2 protein-coding genes are annotated in these 18421 nt (G+C 73.6%); both read right to left on the minus strand.

All coding sequences use genetic code 11. The annotated features are described in order from the left end of the window. A partial coding sequence (locus tag ACFVUT_RS35200; protein WP_389671115.1) for a type I polyketide synthase occupies positions 1-1745 on the minus strand: 1745 nt, incomplete at its 3' end. 7 nt (positions 1746-1752) lie between these two features. Further along, entirely contained in the window at positions 1753-18375 is a 16623-nt protein-coding gene (locus ACFVUT_RS35205; RefSeq protein WP_389659959.1) for a type I polyketide synthase, read from the minus strand. Positions 18376-18421 lie beyond the last annotated feature (46 nt).

Raw genomic sequence — 18421 nt, forward strand, 5'->3', positions numbered from 1 at the left:
GCCTCCGCAAACACCGGAAAAGCCTCATACAACCCACGCCCCATACCCAACCGCTGCGCACCCTGACCCGTAAACACAAACGCCGTACCACCCACCGGACCCGCCACACCACTCACCACACACGAAGGCTCCTCACCCGCAACCAGCCCCTCCAGCCCCCGCACCAACTCCTCACGATCCTCCGCCACAACCACCGCACGATGTTCCAGCACCGCACGCGACACCACCGACGAAAACCCCACATCCACCAACGACAACCCCGAACCCGCCGCCACACGCTCCAACAACCGCGCAGCCTGCCCCCGCAACGCCCCCTCACCACGACCCGACACCACCACCGGCACCACCACCGGCACCACCGGCAGCCCCGCCTCGATCGAAGCCTCCGGCTCCTCCACCACCGGAGCCTGCTCCACAATCACATGCGCATTCGTCCCACTCAGCCCGAACGACGACACACCCACCCGACGCGGACGCTCCCGCACCGGCCACACCCGCGCCTCAGTCAACAACTCCACCGCACCCACAGACCAGTCCACATGAGGCGAACGCGCCTCCGCATGAAGGGACTTCGGCAGCACACCGTGACGGATCGACTGAATCGCCTTGATCACCCCGCCCACACCCGCAGCCGCCTGCGTATGAGCCAGATTCGACTTCAACGACCCCAACCACAAAGGATCACCCTCCGGCCGCCCCTGACCGTACGTCGCCAGCAACGCCTGCGCCTCGATCGGATCACCCAACCGCGTCCCCGTCCCATGCGCCTCCACCGCGTCCACGTCAGCGGTCGACAGACCGGCGTTCTCCAACGCCGCCCGGATCACCCGCTGCTGCGACGGACCGTTCGGAGTGGTCAGGCCGCTCGACGCGCCGTCCTGGTTGATGGCGCTGCCCCGGATCACGGCCAGGACCGGGTGCCCGTTCCTCCGGGCATCCGCGAGACGTTCCACCATGAGGACGCCGACGCCTTCCGAGCAGCCGGTGCCGTCCGCGTCGGCCGCGAAGGACTTGCACCGCCCGTCCTTCGCCATACCGCGCTGGTGGCTGAAGTACAGGAACATGTCCGGCGTGGTCATCACCGTCACACCGCCGACCAGCGCCATCGAGCAGTCGCCGCGGCGCAGCGCCTCGCCGGCGAGGTGCAGGGCGACCAGCGACGACGAGCACGCCGTGTCCACGGTGATGGCGGGCCCTTCCAGGCCCAGGGTGAAGGCGACCCGGCCGGTCACCAGGCTGCCGTCGCTGGTTCCGGGGCCGTAGTCGTGGTACATGACGCCGGCGAAGACGCCGGTGCGGCTGCCCTTCAGCGACAGCGGATCGATCCCCGCACTCTCCACAGCCTCCCACGACGTCTCCAGCAACAACCGCTGCTGCGGATCCATCCCCAACGCCTCACGCGGAGAGATACCGAACACCCCGGCATCAAAATCCGCCGCCCCGTACAGAAAACCACCCTCACGCGTCACCGTACGATTCGGCTTCCCCGGCTCCGGATCGTACAGACCCTCCACATCCCACCCACGATCCACCGGAAAAGCCGACACACCGTCCCGGCCCTCCACCAACAGATCCCACAGATCATCCGGAGAACCCACCCCACCCGGATAACGGCACGCCATCCCCACCACCGCGATCGGCTCGGTGGCGTCGCTGGTGAGCTGGTCGTTGCGGGAGCGGAGCCGTTCGTTCTCCAGCATGGACGCGCGAAGTGCGGCGACCAACTGCTCAACTGATGCTTCCATGATGTCCTCAGCCCTCGCTACGGTTCCGGTTCGGGTCGGCGGACGCGAGTGCGGCGCGCACCAGGTCGTCGACATCCATGGTCCTGATCGCTTCGCCGGTCCGGGCCGCCTCGCCCTGAGCCGCCGGTGTCCCGGAGTCGGTGGGGTGTGCCGTCCCGGTGGGGCCGGCGAGCTTCAGCAGCGCGTCCAACAGCCCGGCCTCGCGGAGCGCGGCGACGGGAATGGCTGCCAGTGTCTGCCGGATCTCCGTGTCGTCCGGCTCCTGCGGTGTCCCGGGGCTGCTCGGTGCGGCGCCGGTCGTGTCCGGGGTGGTCTCGTCGATGCCGGGCGGCAGTTCGTCGAGGAGGAAGTCCGCCAGTACCTGCGGGCTGGGGTAGTCGAACATGAGCGTGGCCGGCAGCCGCAGTCCGGTGGCCTTCTGCAGGCGGTTGCGGAGGTCGATCGCGGCGAGCGAGTCGAGGCCCAGCTCGGTGAAGCCCTTGGACACATCGATCGTGGCCGCGACGCCGTGGCTGACTCCGGCGACCTCGGCGCGGACGACATCGAGGACGGTGCGCTTGCGTTCCGCCGCCTTCATTCCGGACAGCCTTTGTTCCAGGGGCAGTTCGGTGGCGGGGGCGGCTTTCGCGGTGACGGCGGGTGCGCGCACCTCCTTGCGCGGAGCCGGCCGGGCCGGGGCGCCGAGAATGTCCTTGAGGAGCAGCGGTGGTTCGGCCGTGGTGTGCTCGGTCGGCTCCACCCGGATCGGAACGAGGACCGTTTCGTCGAGGGTGAGTGCCTCGTCGAAGAGGGCGAGTCCGTCGGCGGTGGGCAGGGCCGGCATGCCCAGGGTACGCATCCGTCGCAGGTCGGCGTGGGTGACGCCGCCACCGAGGCCGGTCCGGGTCTCCCACAGTCCGAACGCCAGGGACGTGGCGGGCAGTCCGGCTGCGCGGCGGTGGGCGGCGAGCGCGTCGAGGAACCGGTTGGCCGCCGCGTAGTTGCCCTGTCCGACCCCGACCACGAGGCCGGCGCAGGAGGAGAAGAGGATGAACGCCTTCAGGTCCAGGTCACGGGTGGCTCGGTGCAGGTGCCACGCCGCGTCCGCCTTGGAGCGCAGCACGGTGTCGAACTGCGCGGGGGTGAGGGAGCCCACCAGGGCGTTGTCCATGGTGGCTGCCGCGTGGACGACGGCCGTCAGGGGGTGTCCGGCGGGCACCTTGCCGAGCAGTTCCTCCACGGCTGCCCGGTCGGCCACGTCGCAGGCGGCGAGGGTGATGTGGGCGCCGAGCGCGTGCAGTTCGTCCCGGAGCGCGGTGGCGCCGGGGGCGTCCTGACCTCTTCGGCCGACCAGCAGGAGGTGGCGTACGCCGTGCTGTTCGACGAGGTGGCGGGCGACGACGGCACCGAGCCCGCTGGTGCCGCCGGTGATCAGCACGGTCCCGGTCGGATCCCAGGGCAGGGGCTGTGTGGGTGCCGCGGCGGCCATACGGGCGAGACGGAGTACGCGTACTTCGGCGCCGCGGAGTACGGCTTCGGGTTCACCGGAGGCGACCACGGCGGGCAGGGAGTCGCGGGCCGTCGTCGATCCGTCGGAGTCGACGAGGACGAACCTGCCCGGGTACTCCTCCTGGGCCGCGCGCAGCAGCCCCCACACCGGTGCCTGGGCGAGGTCCACAGCTTCGGCGTCGGCGTCGGCGTCCGTGACGGTGACGGCGTTGCGGGTCACCACGAGGAGGCGGGCGGACGCGTACCGTGCGTCGGCGAGCCAGGTCTGCACCGTGTCCAGGACGTATCCCGTCACGGCACGGACGGCGGCCGGGAGGTCGGCACCGTCGGCGAACGGAAGGCCGGTGTCCTCGGCTGTCGGGAGGTCGGCGCCGGCGGCAGCCGGGAGACCGGCACCCCCCGCAGCCCGCAGCCCGGCCCCCTCGGCGGTCGGGACGGGCAGCAGGACCACGTCGGGAACCGGGGCGCCGTCCGCGACGGCCGCGCCGAGCGCGGCGAGGTCCGGGTAGGTGGTGAACGAGGTGCCGGCTCCGGCGGTGAGGGTGCCGTGGGGGTCGCTGCCGAGGACAGCCCAGTGGTCCGTGGACGCGGTGGCCGCGGCGCCGAGCGGCAGTTGCTGGGAGACCAGGTGGAACATGGCTTCGCGTTCGCCGCCCCCGGCGGCAGCGGCGGCGTTGACCTTCGCCGCGGTGACGGGGCGCACCACGAGGGATTCGACGGTGGCGACCGGTGTGCCCTGCGGGTCGGCGAGTTCGAGCCGCACCGCGTCGGAGCCCTGGGAGCGGTGGGTCTCGACGGCGGTGATGCGGACGCGCAGTCGGGAGGAGCCCGCTGCGTGCAGGGTCACTCCGGACCAGGCGAAGGGCAGTTGGGTTCCTCCGACGTCCTGCGGGCGTCGCCCGTCCATGAAGTCGGTGGCGCTCAGGGCCGCGTCGAGGATGGACGGGTGGAGCCGGAAGTCGGCGCCGACGGCGAGGGAGTCCTCGGGCAGGGAGACCTCGGCGAACGTCTCCTTGCCGCGGGACCAGATGCCGCGCAGGCCGCGGAACATGGGCCCGTATCCGTAGCCCTGGCCGGTGAGGTAGTCGTAGACCCCGTCGATGTCGACCGGCGTGGCTCCTTCGGGCGGCCAGACAGTGGTGTCGAGTCCGAACGGAGCGGTGCTCGCGGACTCCTTGTCACCGGTGGCGAGTACGCCGCTGGCGTGCTTGCTCCAGGGGGCGTCGGCGGGGGCGTCGGCGTCCCGGGAGTACACGTTGAGCGAGCAGCGGCCGCCTGCGTCCGGTGCGTCGACGACGACCTGGACGGCGAGTCCGCCGTGCGGCGGGAGCGGCATCAGGGCCTCGATGGTGAGTTCCTCGACCACGTCGCAGCCGACCTCCTCACCGGCCCTGATCGCCAGCTCCACATACCCGGTGCCGGGCAGGAGGACGGTGCCGAGGACGTCGTGGTCGGCGAGCCAGGGGTGGGTGCGGACCGAGAGGCGTCCGGTGAGTACCACGCCGCCCGCCTCCGGGGAGGCGACGACAGCGCTCAGGAGCGGGTGTGCGGCGGCGGTCTGGCCGAGGCTCGTCACGTCACCGGTGTCGGCGAGGGGTGCGTCGAGCCAGTACGTGGTGCGGTCGAAGGCGTACGTCGGCAGGTGGACGCGCCGTCCGCCGCGGCCGTCGAGGATGTCGCCCCAGCGGGGCGCCGAGCCGGCGACGTGCAGCCGGGCGACGGCGGCGAGCAGGGAGGCGGCCTCCGGGTGGCCCTTGCGCAGGGCCGGTACGGCGAGCGCTTCCGCGGGCAGGAAGGAGGACGACTCGGCGAGCGCGGTGAGGACGGCGTCGGGGCCCAGTTCCAGGAACCGGTTGACGCCCTCGGCGGCCAGGTGGCGGACACCGTCGGCGAAGCGGACGGCCTCACGGACATGGGTCACCCAGTACTCGGGTGAGGTGAGCTGTTCGGCGGTCGCTGCGGTGCCGGTCACGTGGGAGACCACACGTCGGGTCGGAACGCTGTACGAGAGGCGCTCCGCAACCGCGCGGAATTCGGCGAGCATGGGGTCCATCAGCGGGGAGTGGAACGCGTGCGACACGGCCAGCCGCTTCGTCCTGCGCCCCAGCCCGGCGAAGTGATCCGCGACCCGGAACACCCCCTCCTCCGCACCCGACACCACCACCGACGACGGACCGTTCACCGCCGCGATCCCCACACGCACACCCACACCCACACCCGCACCCTCGCCCTCGCCCTCGCCCTCGCCCTCGCCCTCGCCCAGCAACGCCGCGACCTCCACCTCCGACGCCGCCACCGCCACCATCACCCCACCCACCGGCAACGCCTGCATCAACCGACCACGCGCCACCACCAACTCCGCCGCATCCCCCAACGACAACACCCCCACCACATGCGCGGCCACGATCTCCCCGATCGAATGACCCGCCACCACATCAGCCCGCACCCCCCACGACTCCACCAACCGGAACAACGCCGTCTCCACCGCGAACAACCCCGCCTGAGCGAACATCGTCCCGTTCAACACACCCGCATCCTCACCCCACACCACCTCACGCAACGAACAACCCAACCGCGCATCCAACTCCACCAACACCGCATCAAAAGCCTCCGCGAACACCGGAAAAGCCTCATACAACCCACGCCCCATACCCAACCGCTGCGCACCCTGCCCCGTGAACAGGAACGCCGTCAGGCCCTCCGGAAGGATCCCGGAGCCGGTGACGGCATCGGTGCTCGCACGGCCCGCGGCCAGTTCGGTGAGGGTGTGGACGGCTGCGTCGCGGTCGGCCGGAAGAAGGACGGCCCGGTGGTCCAGGGCGGCGCGGGTCGTGGCGAGGGAGAAACCGATGTCGATGAGGGACTGCTCCGGCTCGGTCTCCAGGTGGGTCAGGAGCCGGTCGGCCTGTGCGGTGAGCGCCGTGGCGCTCCGGGCCGACAGCAGCAGGGGCACGACGGGCAGGTGCTCCGGGTGGCCGGCCGCGCCGGTCTCGTCCGGGGTTCCGGTCCCGGTGGCCGGTCCGGTGGCCCGGGGCGCTTCCTCGATGATGACGTGGGCGTTGGTGCCGCTGAGACCGAAGGAGGAGACGCCCGCCCGGCGCGGCCGGTCCTGAGGTGCCCAGGTGACCGGCTCCGTCAGCAGACGTACGCCGCCGGTCTCCCAGTCCACCTGGGGGCTCGGCTCGTCCACGTGCAGGGTCCTGGGCAGCAGGCCGTTGCGCAGGGCCATCACCATCTTGATGACGCCGCTGACACCGGCCGCAGCCTGGGCGTGCCCGATGTTCGACTTGACCGAGCCGAGCCACAGCGGCTGGTCGGCGGGCCGGTCCTGGCCGTAGGTGGCGAGCAGGGCCTGCGCCTCGATCGGGTCGCCGAGCCGGGTTCCGGTGCCGTGGCCCTCCACCGCGTCGACATCGGCCGGTGCGAGTCCGGCGGCGGCCAGTGCCTTGCGGATGACGCGTTGCTGGGAGGGGCCGTTGGGGGCGGTCAGACCGTTGGACGCGCCGTCCTGGTTGATGGCGCTGCCCCGCACCAGGGCGAGGACCGGGTGGCCGTTGCGCCGGGCGTCGGAGAGACGCTCGACCAGCAGCAGTCCGACGCCCTCGGCCCAGCTGGTGCCGTCGGCCGCACCCGCGAACGCCTTGGAGCGGCCGTCGGCGGCGAGGCCCCGCTGCCTGCTGAAGTCGACGAAGATCTCGGGGGTCGGCATGACCGTGACCCCGCCTGCCAGTGCGAGGTCGATCTCGCCGGTGCGCAGGGCCTGGCAGGCCATGTGGAGGCTGACGAGGGAGGAGGAGCAGGCGGTGTCGACGGTGACGGCCGGGCCTTCGAGGCCGAGCGCGTAGGCGACGCGGCCGGAGGCGATACTGCCCGCGCTGCCGTTTCCGAGATAGCCGGCCAGGTCGTCGGGGACGTCGGTGACGCGACTGCCGTACTCGTGGTACATCACCCCGGCGTAGACACCGGTCTGGGTGCCGCGCAGGGTCTCCGGGTCGATCCCGGCACGCTCGAACGCCTCCCACGCGGACTGGAGCAGCAGCCGCTGCTGCGGGTCCATGGCCAGGGCCTCGCGGGGCATGATGCCGAAGAACTCGGGGTCGAACTCGGCTGCGTCGTAGAGGAATCCGCCTTCGCGGACGTAGGTGCGGCCGGGCAGGCCGGGCTCGGGGTCGTAGAGGGCGTCCGCGTCCCAGCCCCGGTCGGCGGGGAAGTCGCCGATGGCGTCGACGCCGTCGGCGACCAGGTTCCACAGGTCCTCGGGCGAGCGGACTCCGCCGGGGAAGCGGCAGCTGATGGCGACGACGGCGATGGGTTCGTCGTCGAGGGGGGCAAAGGGGGCGGTGGTGGTCGGTGAGGAGGGTGCCGCGCCGGTGAACAGGGTGTCGAGGTACCCGGCCACGGCACGGGAGTTGGGGTAGTCGAAGACGAGGGTGGCGGGCAGCCGCAGCCCGGTCGTGCCGGCCAGCAGGTTGCGCAGTTCCACGGCGGCGAGGGAGTCGAAGCCCTGCTCACGGAAGGCGGTGTCGGGGCCGACCGCCTCGGGCGACGGCTGGCCGAGGACCGCGGCGACCTGGGTGCGCACCGCGTCGAGCAGGACCCGGGCGCGCTCCTCGGGTGTCGCGCCTGCGAGGCGTCGTTCCAGCGCGGAACCGGACGCCCCCGGCTGCACGGTGCGGCGCACGGGCGTGCGGACCCGGCCACGGAGCAGCGCGGGCAGTTCGTCGGTGCGGGCGGCGAGTGCCTTCGCGTCGACGGTGAGGGGGACGACGACGCTCTCGCCGGTGGCGACGGCGGCGTCGAAGAGGGCGAGCCCCCGGTCGGCGGGCAGGGCGGGCAGGCCGAGCCGCTTCATCCGTTCCAGATCGGCCGAGGTGAGATCGCCGCCGAGGCCGGTGCTGACGTCCCACATGCCGAACGCGAGGGAGGTCGCGGGCAGTCCGGCGGCCGCGCGGTGGGCGGCCAGCGCGTCCAGGAAGACGTTCGCCGCGGCGTAGTCCGCCTGGCCGGCGGCGAGGACGAGGCCGCCCGCGGAGGAGAACATCACGAAGGCGGTGAGGTCGGTGTCCCGGGTCAGTTCGTGCAGGGTCCAGGCCCCGTGGGCCTTGGGGCGCAGGACGGTGTCGAATCCCTCGGGGGTCAGGGTGCCGACGAGTCCGCCGTCGGCGACCGCGGCGGCGTGCACGACGCCGCGCAGCGGGTGCTCGGGTGCGATGCCGTCGAGGAGTTCGGCGAGCCGGTCGCGGTCGGCGACATCGCACGCGGCGACGGTGACGTCGGCCCCGAGGCCGGTGAGTCCGGCGACGAGGAGATCGGCGCCCGGTGTGTCCGTGCCGCGTCGGCCGACGAGCAGCAGATGCCGGACACCGTGCTCGGTGACCAGGTGGCGGGCGACGAGTGCGCCGAGACCGCTGGTGCCTCCGGTGACGAGCACGGTGCCGTCCGCGTCCCACGGGGTCGGGCGCACCGTGGCGGGCGGGGTGGCCCGGCTCAGCCGGGGTACCCACGACTCCCCTTGCCGGACGGCGGTTTCGGGCTCGTCGCTGGAGACGGCGGCGACGAGCGCCGTGGCTGTCCCGGGTGCGTCGCCGTCGTCCTCGGGGCCGAGGTCGACGAGGTGGAAGCGGCCCGGGTTCTCGGCCTGCGCGGCCCGTACCAGGCCCCACGCGGTGGCCTGGACCGGGTCGGGGTCCTCGCCGGGGTGCACGGCCATCGCGCGCCGGGTGACCACGACCAGGCGGCGGGTGGCCGACGCGGGGTCGGCGAGCCACGCCTGGACCTCGGCGAGGACGTGGCGGGTCAGCGCGCTCACGGCTGCCGGGACGTCCGGGCCGGCGGGTGTGGCCGGGCAGGGGAGGACCGTGTACGCGGCGGAGTCGGCGGTTGCCGGCTGCCCGGCGGTGGGTGCGGTCCGCTGCCACGCGATGCGGTGGAGCGAGGCGGACAGGGCTCCGGAGGCCGCTGCGATCTGCTCCGGCGAGACCTCCCGGGAGACCAGGGACTCGACGGTGGCCACCGGGGCGCCGCTGTCGTCGGCGACCATGATGGCGGACACCTCGTCGCCGCGGATGCGCTGGATGTGGACCCGGAGCGAGGGGGTACCGGCGGCGTGCAGGGTGACGCCGTTCCAGGAGAACGGGAGCAGCGTCGCCGCGTCGTCGGCCGGGTCGGTCAGCAGGTCGGCATGCATGGCGGCGTCGAGCAGCGCGGGGTGCAGGCCGAAGGCCGCGGCCTCGTCGCGGGCCGGTCCGTCGAGTGACACCTCGGCGAAGACGTCGTCCCCGCGCCGCCATGCCGCGCGCAGCCCCTGGAAGGCGGGCCCGTAGGCGTAGCCGCGTGCGGCCAGCCGCTCGTACGCGGACGTGACGTCCACCGGGTCGGCACCGGCCGGGGGCCACTGCGTCAGTTCGAAGGCGGGCGCCGGGGCTTCGCGGGTCAGGGTGCCGTGGGCGTGGCGCGTCCAGGGGCTGTCCGGGTCGGTGCCGGTGCGGGAGTGGATGCTGACCGGGCGGGCGTCGGACCCGTCGGGCGCGCCGACGACGACGCGCAGGGAGACACCACCGCGGGCCGGGAGGGTCAGGGGCGCTTCGAGGAGCAGTTCCTCGACACGGCCGCAGCCGACGTGGTCGCCGGCCCGGATCGCCAGCTCGACGAAGCCGGTGCCCGGGAGGAGGACGCTGCCCAGCACTCCGTGGTCGGCGAGCCACGGCTGGGTACCGGTGGCAAGCCGTCCGGTCAGGACGACGCCGCCGGTGTCCGGGGTCGTGACGGCGGCACTGAGCAGGGGGTGGGTGACGGGTTCGAGACCGGCCGCGTCCAGGTCGCCGGCTCCGGCGACCTGGTCGAGCCAGTACCGCTGGTGCTGGAAGGCGTAGGTGGGCAGGTCGGGGCCCTGTCCGGGACCGCTGAGGCCGAGGAGGGCGTCCCAGTCGACGGGGACGCCGCGGGCGTGGAGCCGGCCGGCGGCGGTGAGCAGTTCCCGCGCCTCGGGCCGTTCCCGGCGCAGCGTGGCGGCGAACGCCACGGCGTCCGTGTCCTCGACGCAGTCCTGGCCCATGCCGCTGAGCACGGCGTCCGGTCCGATCTCGACGTACGTGGTGACACCACGGCTCTCGGCGAACCGTACGGCGTCGGCGAACCGGACCGTGTCCCGCACGTGCCGGACCCAGTAGTCGGCGCTTCCCCAGTCCTCCGCCAGGTCGCCCGTGACGCCGGACACGACCGGAAGCGACGGGCGGCCGGGTTCCAGTCCGGCCACGACGGCGCGGAACTCGGCGAGCATCGGCTCCATGAGCGGCGAGTGGAAGGCGTGGGACACCCGCAGTGCGGTGGTCCTGCGGCCCTGACCGGTGAAGGTCGCGGCGAGCTCCCGGACCGCCGCCTCCGTGCCGGAGACGACGACGGCGCGCGGCCCGTTGACGGCGGCGATGCCCACCGCGTCGGTCAGCAGCGGCAGCACCTCCTCCTCGGTCGCCTCGACGGCGACCATCGCGCCGCCGGTGGGCAGCGCCGCCATGAGCCGTCCCCGCGCGACGACGAGCCGGGCGGCGTCCGGCAGGGACAGTGCCCCCGCCACGTGTGCGGCGGCGATCTCGCCGACCGAGTGCCCGATGAGGAGGGCGGGGCGTATCGCCCACGACTCCAGCAGCCGGAACAGCGCGGTCTCCACGGCGAACAGACCCGCCTGCGCGTACATCGTCCCGTTCAGGACATCGGCGTCGTCGCCCCACATCACGTCGCGCAGCGAACTCCCCAGCTGTGCGTCCAGCTCGGCCAGCACCGCGTCGAACGACTCCGCGAACACCGGGAAGGACCGGTACAGCTCCTGTCCCATGCCGAGGCGCTGAGCGCCCTGGCCGGTGAACAGGAAGGCGGCCTTGCCCTCACTGACCGTGTCCCGCACGGGCCCGGCGCCGGAGGCGACCGCCAGGAGGCCGGCCGCCAGTTCGGTACGGTCGGCGCCCAGGACGACGGCCCGGTGGTCGAACGCGGCGCGCGTGGTCGCGAGCGCGTGCCCGGTGGCGGCGAGGGCGTCGTCGGAGACGGTGTCGAGGTGCGTGAGCAGGCGCGTGGCCTGCGCGTCCAGAGCTTCCGGGGTCTTCGCCGACAGCGGCCACGCCACCGGGCCGGCCGGGGCGGCGGGCGGGGCCGGGGGTGTGCTGTCGGCCGGGCGGGCGGGCGGCTCCTCGATGATGACGTGCGCGTTGGTCCCGCTGATGCCGAACGACGACACCCCGGCCCGGCGCGGGCGGCCGTGCGCGGGCCACGGAGTGGCCCCGGTCAGGAGTTCCACGGCACCCGACGCCCAGTCCACCTGGGGGGAGGGTTCCCCGGCGTGGAGCGTCGCGGGCAGGACGCCGTGCCGCATCGCCTGCACCATCTTGATGACGCCCGCGACTCCGGCGGCTGCCTGGGTGTGGCCCATGTTCGACTTGATGGAGCCGAGCAGGAGCGGGCTGTCGTCCCCGGGACGTTCCTGGCCGTAGGTGTCGAGCAGGGCCTGTGCCTCGATCGGGTCGCCGAGGGTGGTGCCCGTGCCGTGCCCCTCGACCGCGTCGATGTCGGCGGGCGTGAGGCCGGCGTCGCCGAGAGCGCGGCGGATGACGCGCTGCTGGGCGGGGCCGTTGGGGGCGGTCAGGCCGTTGGACGCGCCGTCGGAGTTGACCGCGGAGCCGCGGAGCAGGCCGAGTACCCGGTGGCCGTTGCGTTCGGCGTCGGACAGCCGCTCCAGCAGGAGCATGCCGACGCCCTCGCCCCAGCCGGTGCCGTCGGCGCCGCTGCCGAAGGACTTGCAGCGGCCGTCGGTGGCGAGACCGCGCTGCCGGCTCATGTCGACGAAGGTGTCGGGGGTGGACATGACCGTGACCCCGCCGGCGAGGGCGAGCCCGCAGTCCCCCCTGCGCAGGGCCTGGGCGGCCCAGTGCATCGCGACCAGGGAGGACGAGCAGGCGGTGTCGACGGTGACGGCCGGGCCCTCGGTGCCCAGCGTGTAGGCGACGCGTCCGGACACCACGCTGGCGAGGCTGCCGTTGCCGTGGTAACCGGCCACGTGCTCGGGCAGGGGGCCCAGGCGCAGGCCCCAGTCGTGGTACATCACGCCGGCGAAGACACCGGTGTCGCTGCCGCGCAGCGTGTGCGGGTCGATGCCCGCGCGCTCGACGGTCTCCCAGGCGATCTCCAGCAGCAGTCGCTGCTGGGGGTCCATGGCCTGGGCCTCGCGGGGGCTGATGCCGAAGAACTCGGCGTCGAAGTCCGCGGCGTCGTAAAGGAATCCGCCCTGGTCGGTGAGGCTCTTGCCGGGTGCGGTGGGGTCGGGGTCGTGGACGTCTGCGGCCCAGCCGCGGTCGGTGGGGAAGGCGGAGACGACGTCGCGTCCCTCGTCGACCAGTTGCCACAGCTCCTCGGGCGAGGTCACGCCCCCGGGGTAGCGGCAGGCCATGGCGACGATGGCGATGGGTTCGTCGTCGGCCGTGACGGTGACCGCGGGGGTGTGCGGGTGGCCGGTGCGGTCGGTGTCGCCGCCGAGGCGTCCGGCGAGGTGGTCGGCCAGCGAGCCGGGGGACGGGTAGTCGAAGACGAGGGTGGCGGTCAGCGGCAGTCCGGTGGCGGAGCCGAGCCGGTTGCGGAGTTCGACGGCGGCGAGGGAGTCGAAGCCCATCTCGTTGAAGGCCCGGGTCGGGCTGACGCGTTCGGGGCCCTCGTGGCCGAGGACGGCGGCGACCTGGGTGCGGACCAGGTCGAGGAGGACGTCACCCCGTTCGGCGCGGGTCAGGCCGGTGAGCCGGCGGGCGAGCGACTGCTCGACGCTGACCCCGCCGGCGCCCGCGGGGCGGCGCGGCGGACGGACCAGGCCGCGCAGGACGGCCGGGACGTCGGCGGCGCGCGCGTTCAGGGCGCGCAGGTTCAGGCGTACGGGGACGACGGCCGGCCCGGCGTCGGTGGTGACGGCGCGGTCGAGCAGGGCGAGGTTCTCCGCGGCGGACAGGGGTTGCAGGCCGAGTCGTTCGATGCGCCGGAGCGCGGCCTCGTCGAGGGAGCCGCCCATGCCGCCGGTGCCGGTCCACAGCCCCCAGGCGAGCGAGGTGGCCGGCAGGCCGAGGGCGGCGCGGTGCGCGGCGAGGGCGTCGAGGAAGACGTTGGCGGCGGCGTAGTTGCCCTGTCCGGCACCGTCCAGCAGGGTCGCCGTCGAGGAGAACAGGACGAAGGCCGAGAGGTCGTGGTCCCGGGTGAGTTCGTGCAGGTTCCAGGCTCCGTCGGCCTTGGGCCGCAGAACGGTGTCGAGCCGTGCGGTGTCGAGCGCGTCGACGAGGCCGTCGTCCAGGACGCCTGCCGCGTGGATCACCGCGGTCAGCGGCAGCCGGTCCGGGACGGCGGCGAGCAGGGCGGCCGTCGCCTCGCGGTCGGCGATGTCGCACGCGGCGATCGTGACCTCGGCGCCCAGGGCGGTGAGTTCCGCCCGGAGTTCTTCGGCGCCGGGGGCCGACAGTCCATGACGGCTCGTCAGTACGAGGCCGCGTACGCCGTGTTCGCCGGCCAGGTGGCGGGCCAGGGTGGCGCCGACGCCGCCGGTGCCGCCGGTGATCAGGACGGTGCCGTCGCTCCGCCAGGGGGTGGCGGCGGGCTGCGGGTCGTGGGGGGCCTTGGTCAGACGGGGCACGTACACCTGGCCCGCGCGTACGGCGAGTTCGGGCTCGGTCGCATCGACGACGAGGCGCAGCAGCTCGTCCGGGGTGAGGGAGCCGTCGGTGTCGACGAGGACGAAGCGGCCCGGATGCTCGGCCTGGGCGGAGCGCACGAGTCCCCAGACGGGTGCCTGGGCCAGGTCGGGCCGCTCCCCCGGCGTGACGGTGACGGCGTCCTGGGTCACGACGGCCAGCCGGCCGTGTGCGGGCCGTTCGTCGTCGAGCCGGGTCCGCACGGCCGTGAGGGTGTCGGCGAGTGCGGCGCGGACGCCGGAGACCGGGTCGTTCCCGGTCTGGGCAGGCACGGTGTGCACTGTGGTTCCGGCGGTGTCGGTGGTGCCCGTGGTGCCGGTGCTGCCCGTGGTGCCCGTAGTGCCCGTGGTGCCCGTGCTGCCCGTGGTGCCCGTGCTGCCCGTGCTGCCCGTGCTGCCCGTGCTGCCCGTGCTGCCCGCGAGGACGGTCAGCGGGGTCCACCGGACGTGGAAGAGGGCGTCGTGGTGCGCGGTGGCCGCCAGCCCGTCGGCGGCCACCGGGCGGACGAGGAAGGAGTCGACGGAGGCGACGGGCGCGCCGGTGGGGTCGGCGAGTTCGAGGGCGACCTCGTCGGTGCCGGTCGCGGTGACGCGTACCCGCAACGCGGTGGCACCGGTGGTGTGGAGTGTGACGCCGGTCCAGGCGAACGGGAGGAGGACGCGGTCGTCCGTCTGCCGGGTGCCGGTGGCGAAGTCGGTCGCGTGCAGGACCGCGTCCAGGAGTGCGGGGTGCAGGCCGAAGGCGGCCGACCGGTCACCGGCCGGTTCGGGGAGCCGGACCTCGGCGAAGACTTCGCCGGGCGCGCCGCGCCACACCGCGCGCAGGCCGTGGAAGGCGGGGCCGTATCCATAGCCCTGGGCGGCCAGGTCGTCGTAGAGGTGGGTGACGTCGACGGGTTCGGCGCCGGGCGGCGGCCAGGTGCCTGCGGCGAAGTCCGCCGTGCCGGGACCGGGTTCCTCGTGCGGCACGAGGCGGCCTGTCGCGTGCCGGGTCCACGGTGCGTCGTCGGCGGCGTCCTCGTCGCGGGAGTAGAAGGCGAGGGTGCGGTGTCCGGCCGTGTCGGCCGGGTCGACGACGATCTGGAGGGCGACACCGCCGGTGGTGGGCAGGAGCAGCGGGGCCGCCATCACGAGTTCGTCGAGGCGTTCGGCGCCGGTCCGGGCGCCCGCCGCGACCGCCAGGTCGACGAGGGCGGTGCCGGGCAGCAGGGCGTGGCCGGCGATGACGTGGTCGGCGAGCCAGGGGTGCGAGCGGAGCGAGATCCGTCCGGTGAGGACGGCGCCGCCGGTGTCGGCGAGGCCGACGACCGCGCCCAGCAGCGGATGGCCGGCGGCGACCTGGCCGAGCGCGGTCGCGTCCTGGGCGGCGTGCGGGGCGTTCAGCCAGTACCTGCTGTGCTGGAAGGCGTAGGTGGGCAGTTCGACCTGGTGCGCGCCGGTGCCCGCGAAGAACGCGTGCCAGTCGGCGCGGGCGCCGCGGGTGTGGGCGGTGGCCAGCGCGGCGAGCAACTGCCGGGGTTCGTCGCGGCCGTCGCGCAGCACGGAGGTGAACACGGCCGCCGGGTCGGCGCTCTCGCGGCCCATCGCGCAGAGCACCGGGTCGGGGCCCAGTTCGAGGAAGGTGGTGACGCCCCGGTCGTTCAGGAGGCGGACGACGTCGTGGAAGCGGACGGCTTCGCGGACGTGCCGGACCCAGTGTTCCGGGTCGCCGAGTTCCTCGGCGGTGGCGATGCGGCCGGTGAGGGCCGAGACCACGGGCAGCTTCGGCGGCGCGTAGGTGAGGATCTGCGCGACCTGGCGGAAGTCGTCGAGTACGGGGGCCATCAGCGGTGAGTGGAAGGCGTGGCTGACCCTGAGCCGCTTGGTCCGGTGCCCGGCGGCCTCCAGGCGCGCGGCCAGCGCGGTCACCGCTTCCTCGTCCCCGGACAGCACGACGGAGTCCGGGCCGTTGACCGCGGCGATGCCGACGCTGTCGCGGCAGTGCGCGAGGAGCGGTTCCACGGTCTCCTCGGACGCCCGGACCGCGATCATCGCGCCGCCCTCGGGCAGTGCCTGCATCAGGCGCCCGCGGGCGGCGACGAGGGTGGCCGCGTCGTCGAGCGAGAGGACACCGGCCACGTGGGCGGCGGTCAGCTCGCCGATCGAGTGCCCGGCCACGTAGTCGGGAACCGTCCCCCAGGACTCCAGGAGCCTGAACAGGGCGACCTCGACGGCGAAGAGGGCCGCCTGCGCGTACATGGTGCGGTCCAGCAGCGCGGCCTGGGGGGAGCCCTCGTCGGCGAACAGGACGTCCCACAGCGACTGGTCGAGCTGGAGGTCGAGATAGCCGATGGCGTTGTCGAGGGCCTTGGCGTAGACGGGATAGGTGTCGTACAGCCGGCGGCCCATGGCGAGCCGCTGGCTGCCCTGTCCGGTGAAGAGGAAGGCGGTGGCGCCGCCGGTGACGGACGTGATCACGCCCGGGGCGTCCTGGCCGTCCGCGATCGCGCGCACTCCGGCGAGCAGGCCGTCGCGGTCGTCGGCGAGCACCACGGCGCGGTGGGGCAGGGCGGCGCGGGTCGTCGCGAGGGAGTGGGCGAGGTCCAGCGGGCGCAGGGCGGGGTCTGCCCCGACGCGGCCGAGCAGGCGCCGCGCCTGGTCGCGCAGGGCCTCCTCGCTCCTGGCGGAGATCATCACGGGCAGCGGCCGGCCGGTTCCGGCCCCGCCGCCGTCGCCCTCACCGGCCGCGGACCGGGTCTCGGCGGCGGGTGGTTCCTCGACGATGAGGTGGGCGTTGGTGCCGCTGACACCGAAGGAGGAGACGCCGGCCCGGCGCGGGCGGGCGGACGGGGCCCAGGGCACGGGCTCGGTCAGCAGGCGGACGTCACCGGCCGTCCAGTCGACGTGGGGTGAGGGGGCGTCGACGTGCAGGGTCGCCGGGAGCAGGCCGTTGCGCATCGCCATGATCATCTTGATCAGTCCGGCCGATCCGGCCGCTGCCTGGGTGTGCCCGATGTTGGACTTCACCGATCCGAGCCAGACCGGTCCGTCGGCCCGCTCCTGACCGTAGGTGGCCAGGAGCGCCTGGGCCTCGATCGGGTCGCCGAGGGTGGTGCCGGTGCCGTGTGCCTCGACGGCGTCGACGTCCCCGGGGGTGAGCCCGGCGTCGGCGAGTGCCTGCCGGATGACGTGTCGCTGGGCCCGTCCGCTGGGTGCGGTGAGGCCGTTGGACGCGCCGTCCTGGTTGATGGCCGAGCCGCGGATGACGGCAACTACGGGGTGGCCGTTGGCCCGGGCGTCCGACAGCCGCTCCAGGACGAAGACGCCGACGCCCTCGGCGAAGGCGGTGCCGTCCGCGGCGGCGGCGAAGGCCTTGACGGTCCCGTCGGGTGCGAGGCCGCGCTGCCTGCTGAACGCGGTGAACGTGCCGGGACTGCCCATGACCGCGACGCCGCCCGCGAGGGCGAGGCCGCACTCACCGCGGCGCAGCGCCTGGACGGCCAGATGCAGACCGACCAGCGATCCGGAGCAGGCGGTGTCGACGGTCAGCGCCGGACCTTCGAGGCCGAGGGTGTAGGAGACCCGTCCGGAGACGACGCTGGGGGCATTGCCGCTGAGGAGGTAGCCGTCCAGGCCGTCCGGTGCCTCGTGGAGCCGCATGGCGTACTCCTGCGGCTCGGCGGCGACGAACACACCGGTGCGGCTGCCGTGCAGGGTCGCCGCGTCGATACCGGCGCGCTCGACGGCTTCCCAGACGGCCTCCAGTACGAGCCGCTGCTGCGGGTCCATCGCGAGGGCTTCGCGGGGGCTGATGCCGAAGAAATCGGCGTCGAACCCGGCGGCGTCGGTCAGGAATCCGCCGTGGCGGGCGTAGGTGGTGCCCGGGGTGGTGGGGTCGTCGTCGAAGAGCCGGTCGAGGTCCCAGCCGCGGTCGGTGGGGAACTCGTCCCGGATGTGGGTGCCTTCGGCGACCAGCCGCCACAGGTCTTCCGGCGAGGCGACGTCGCCCGGGTAGCGGCAGCCGATGCCGACAATGGCGATCGGGTCGTCGGTGGCGGTGGCCGGTGTGACGGGGGGCTCGGGCCGGTCGAGCAGACCGAGTGCCTCCGTACGCAGATGGGACGCCAGGGCGGCGGGTGAGGGGTGGTCGAAGACGACGGTAGGGGGCAGGGTCAGGCCCGTCGCCTCGATGAGACGGGCGTGCAGCGCGACGAGGGCGACGGAGTCGAGCCCCACTTCGCGGAAGGCGCGGTCCGCCGCCACGGCCGTCGGCGCGTCGGGACGGGCCTGCCGCAGCACGGCGAGGGCGTTCTCGCGCACCAGGTCGAGCAGCACCCGCGTCTGTTCGGCGGTGGGGAGGGACTCCAGCTCACGCACGAGTGCCGCCTGCCGCAGCGTGTTCCCGGCCGGCACACCGTCGGTGCCGGAGACGAAGTTTCCGGACTCGGTCATCTGCACTCCACACAATTGTCGCCCGTCACCGGACGGAAATCACCAA

This window comes from Streptomyces sp. NPDC058051, from assembly GCF_042885475.1.
In the GTDB taxonomy this organism is placed as follows: Bacteria; Actinomycetota; Actinomycetes; order Streptomycetales; family Streptomycetaceae; genus Streptomyces.

Excerpts from the sequence above, each read along its gene's own strand:
- ACFVUT_RS35205 (WP_389659959.1), bottom strand. The coding sequence starts at position 18,375 with ATGACCGAGTCCGGAAACTTCGTCTCCGGCACCGACGGTGTGCCGGCC.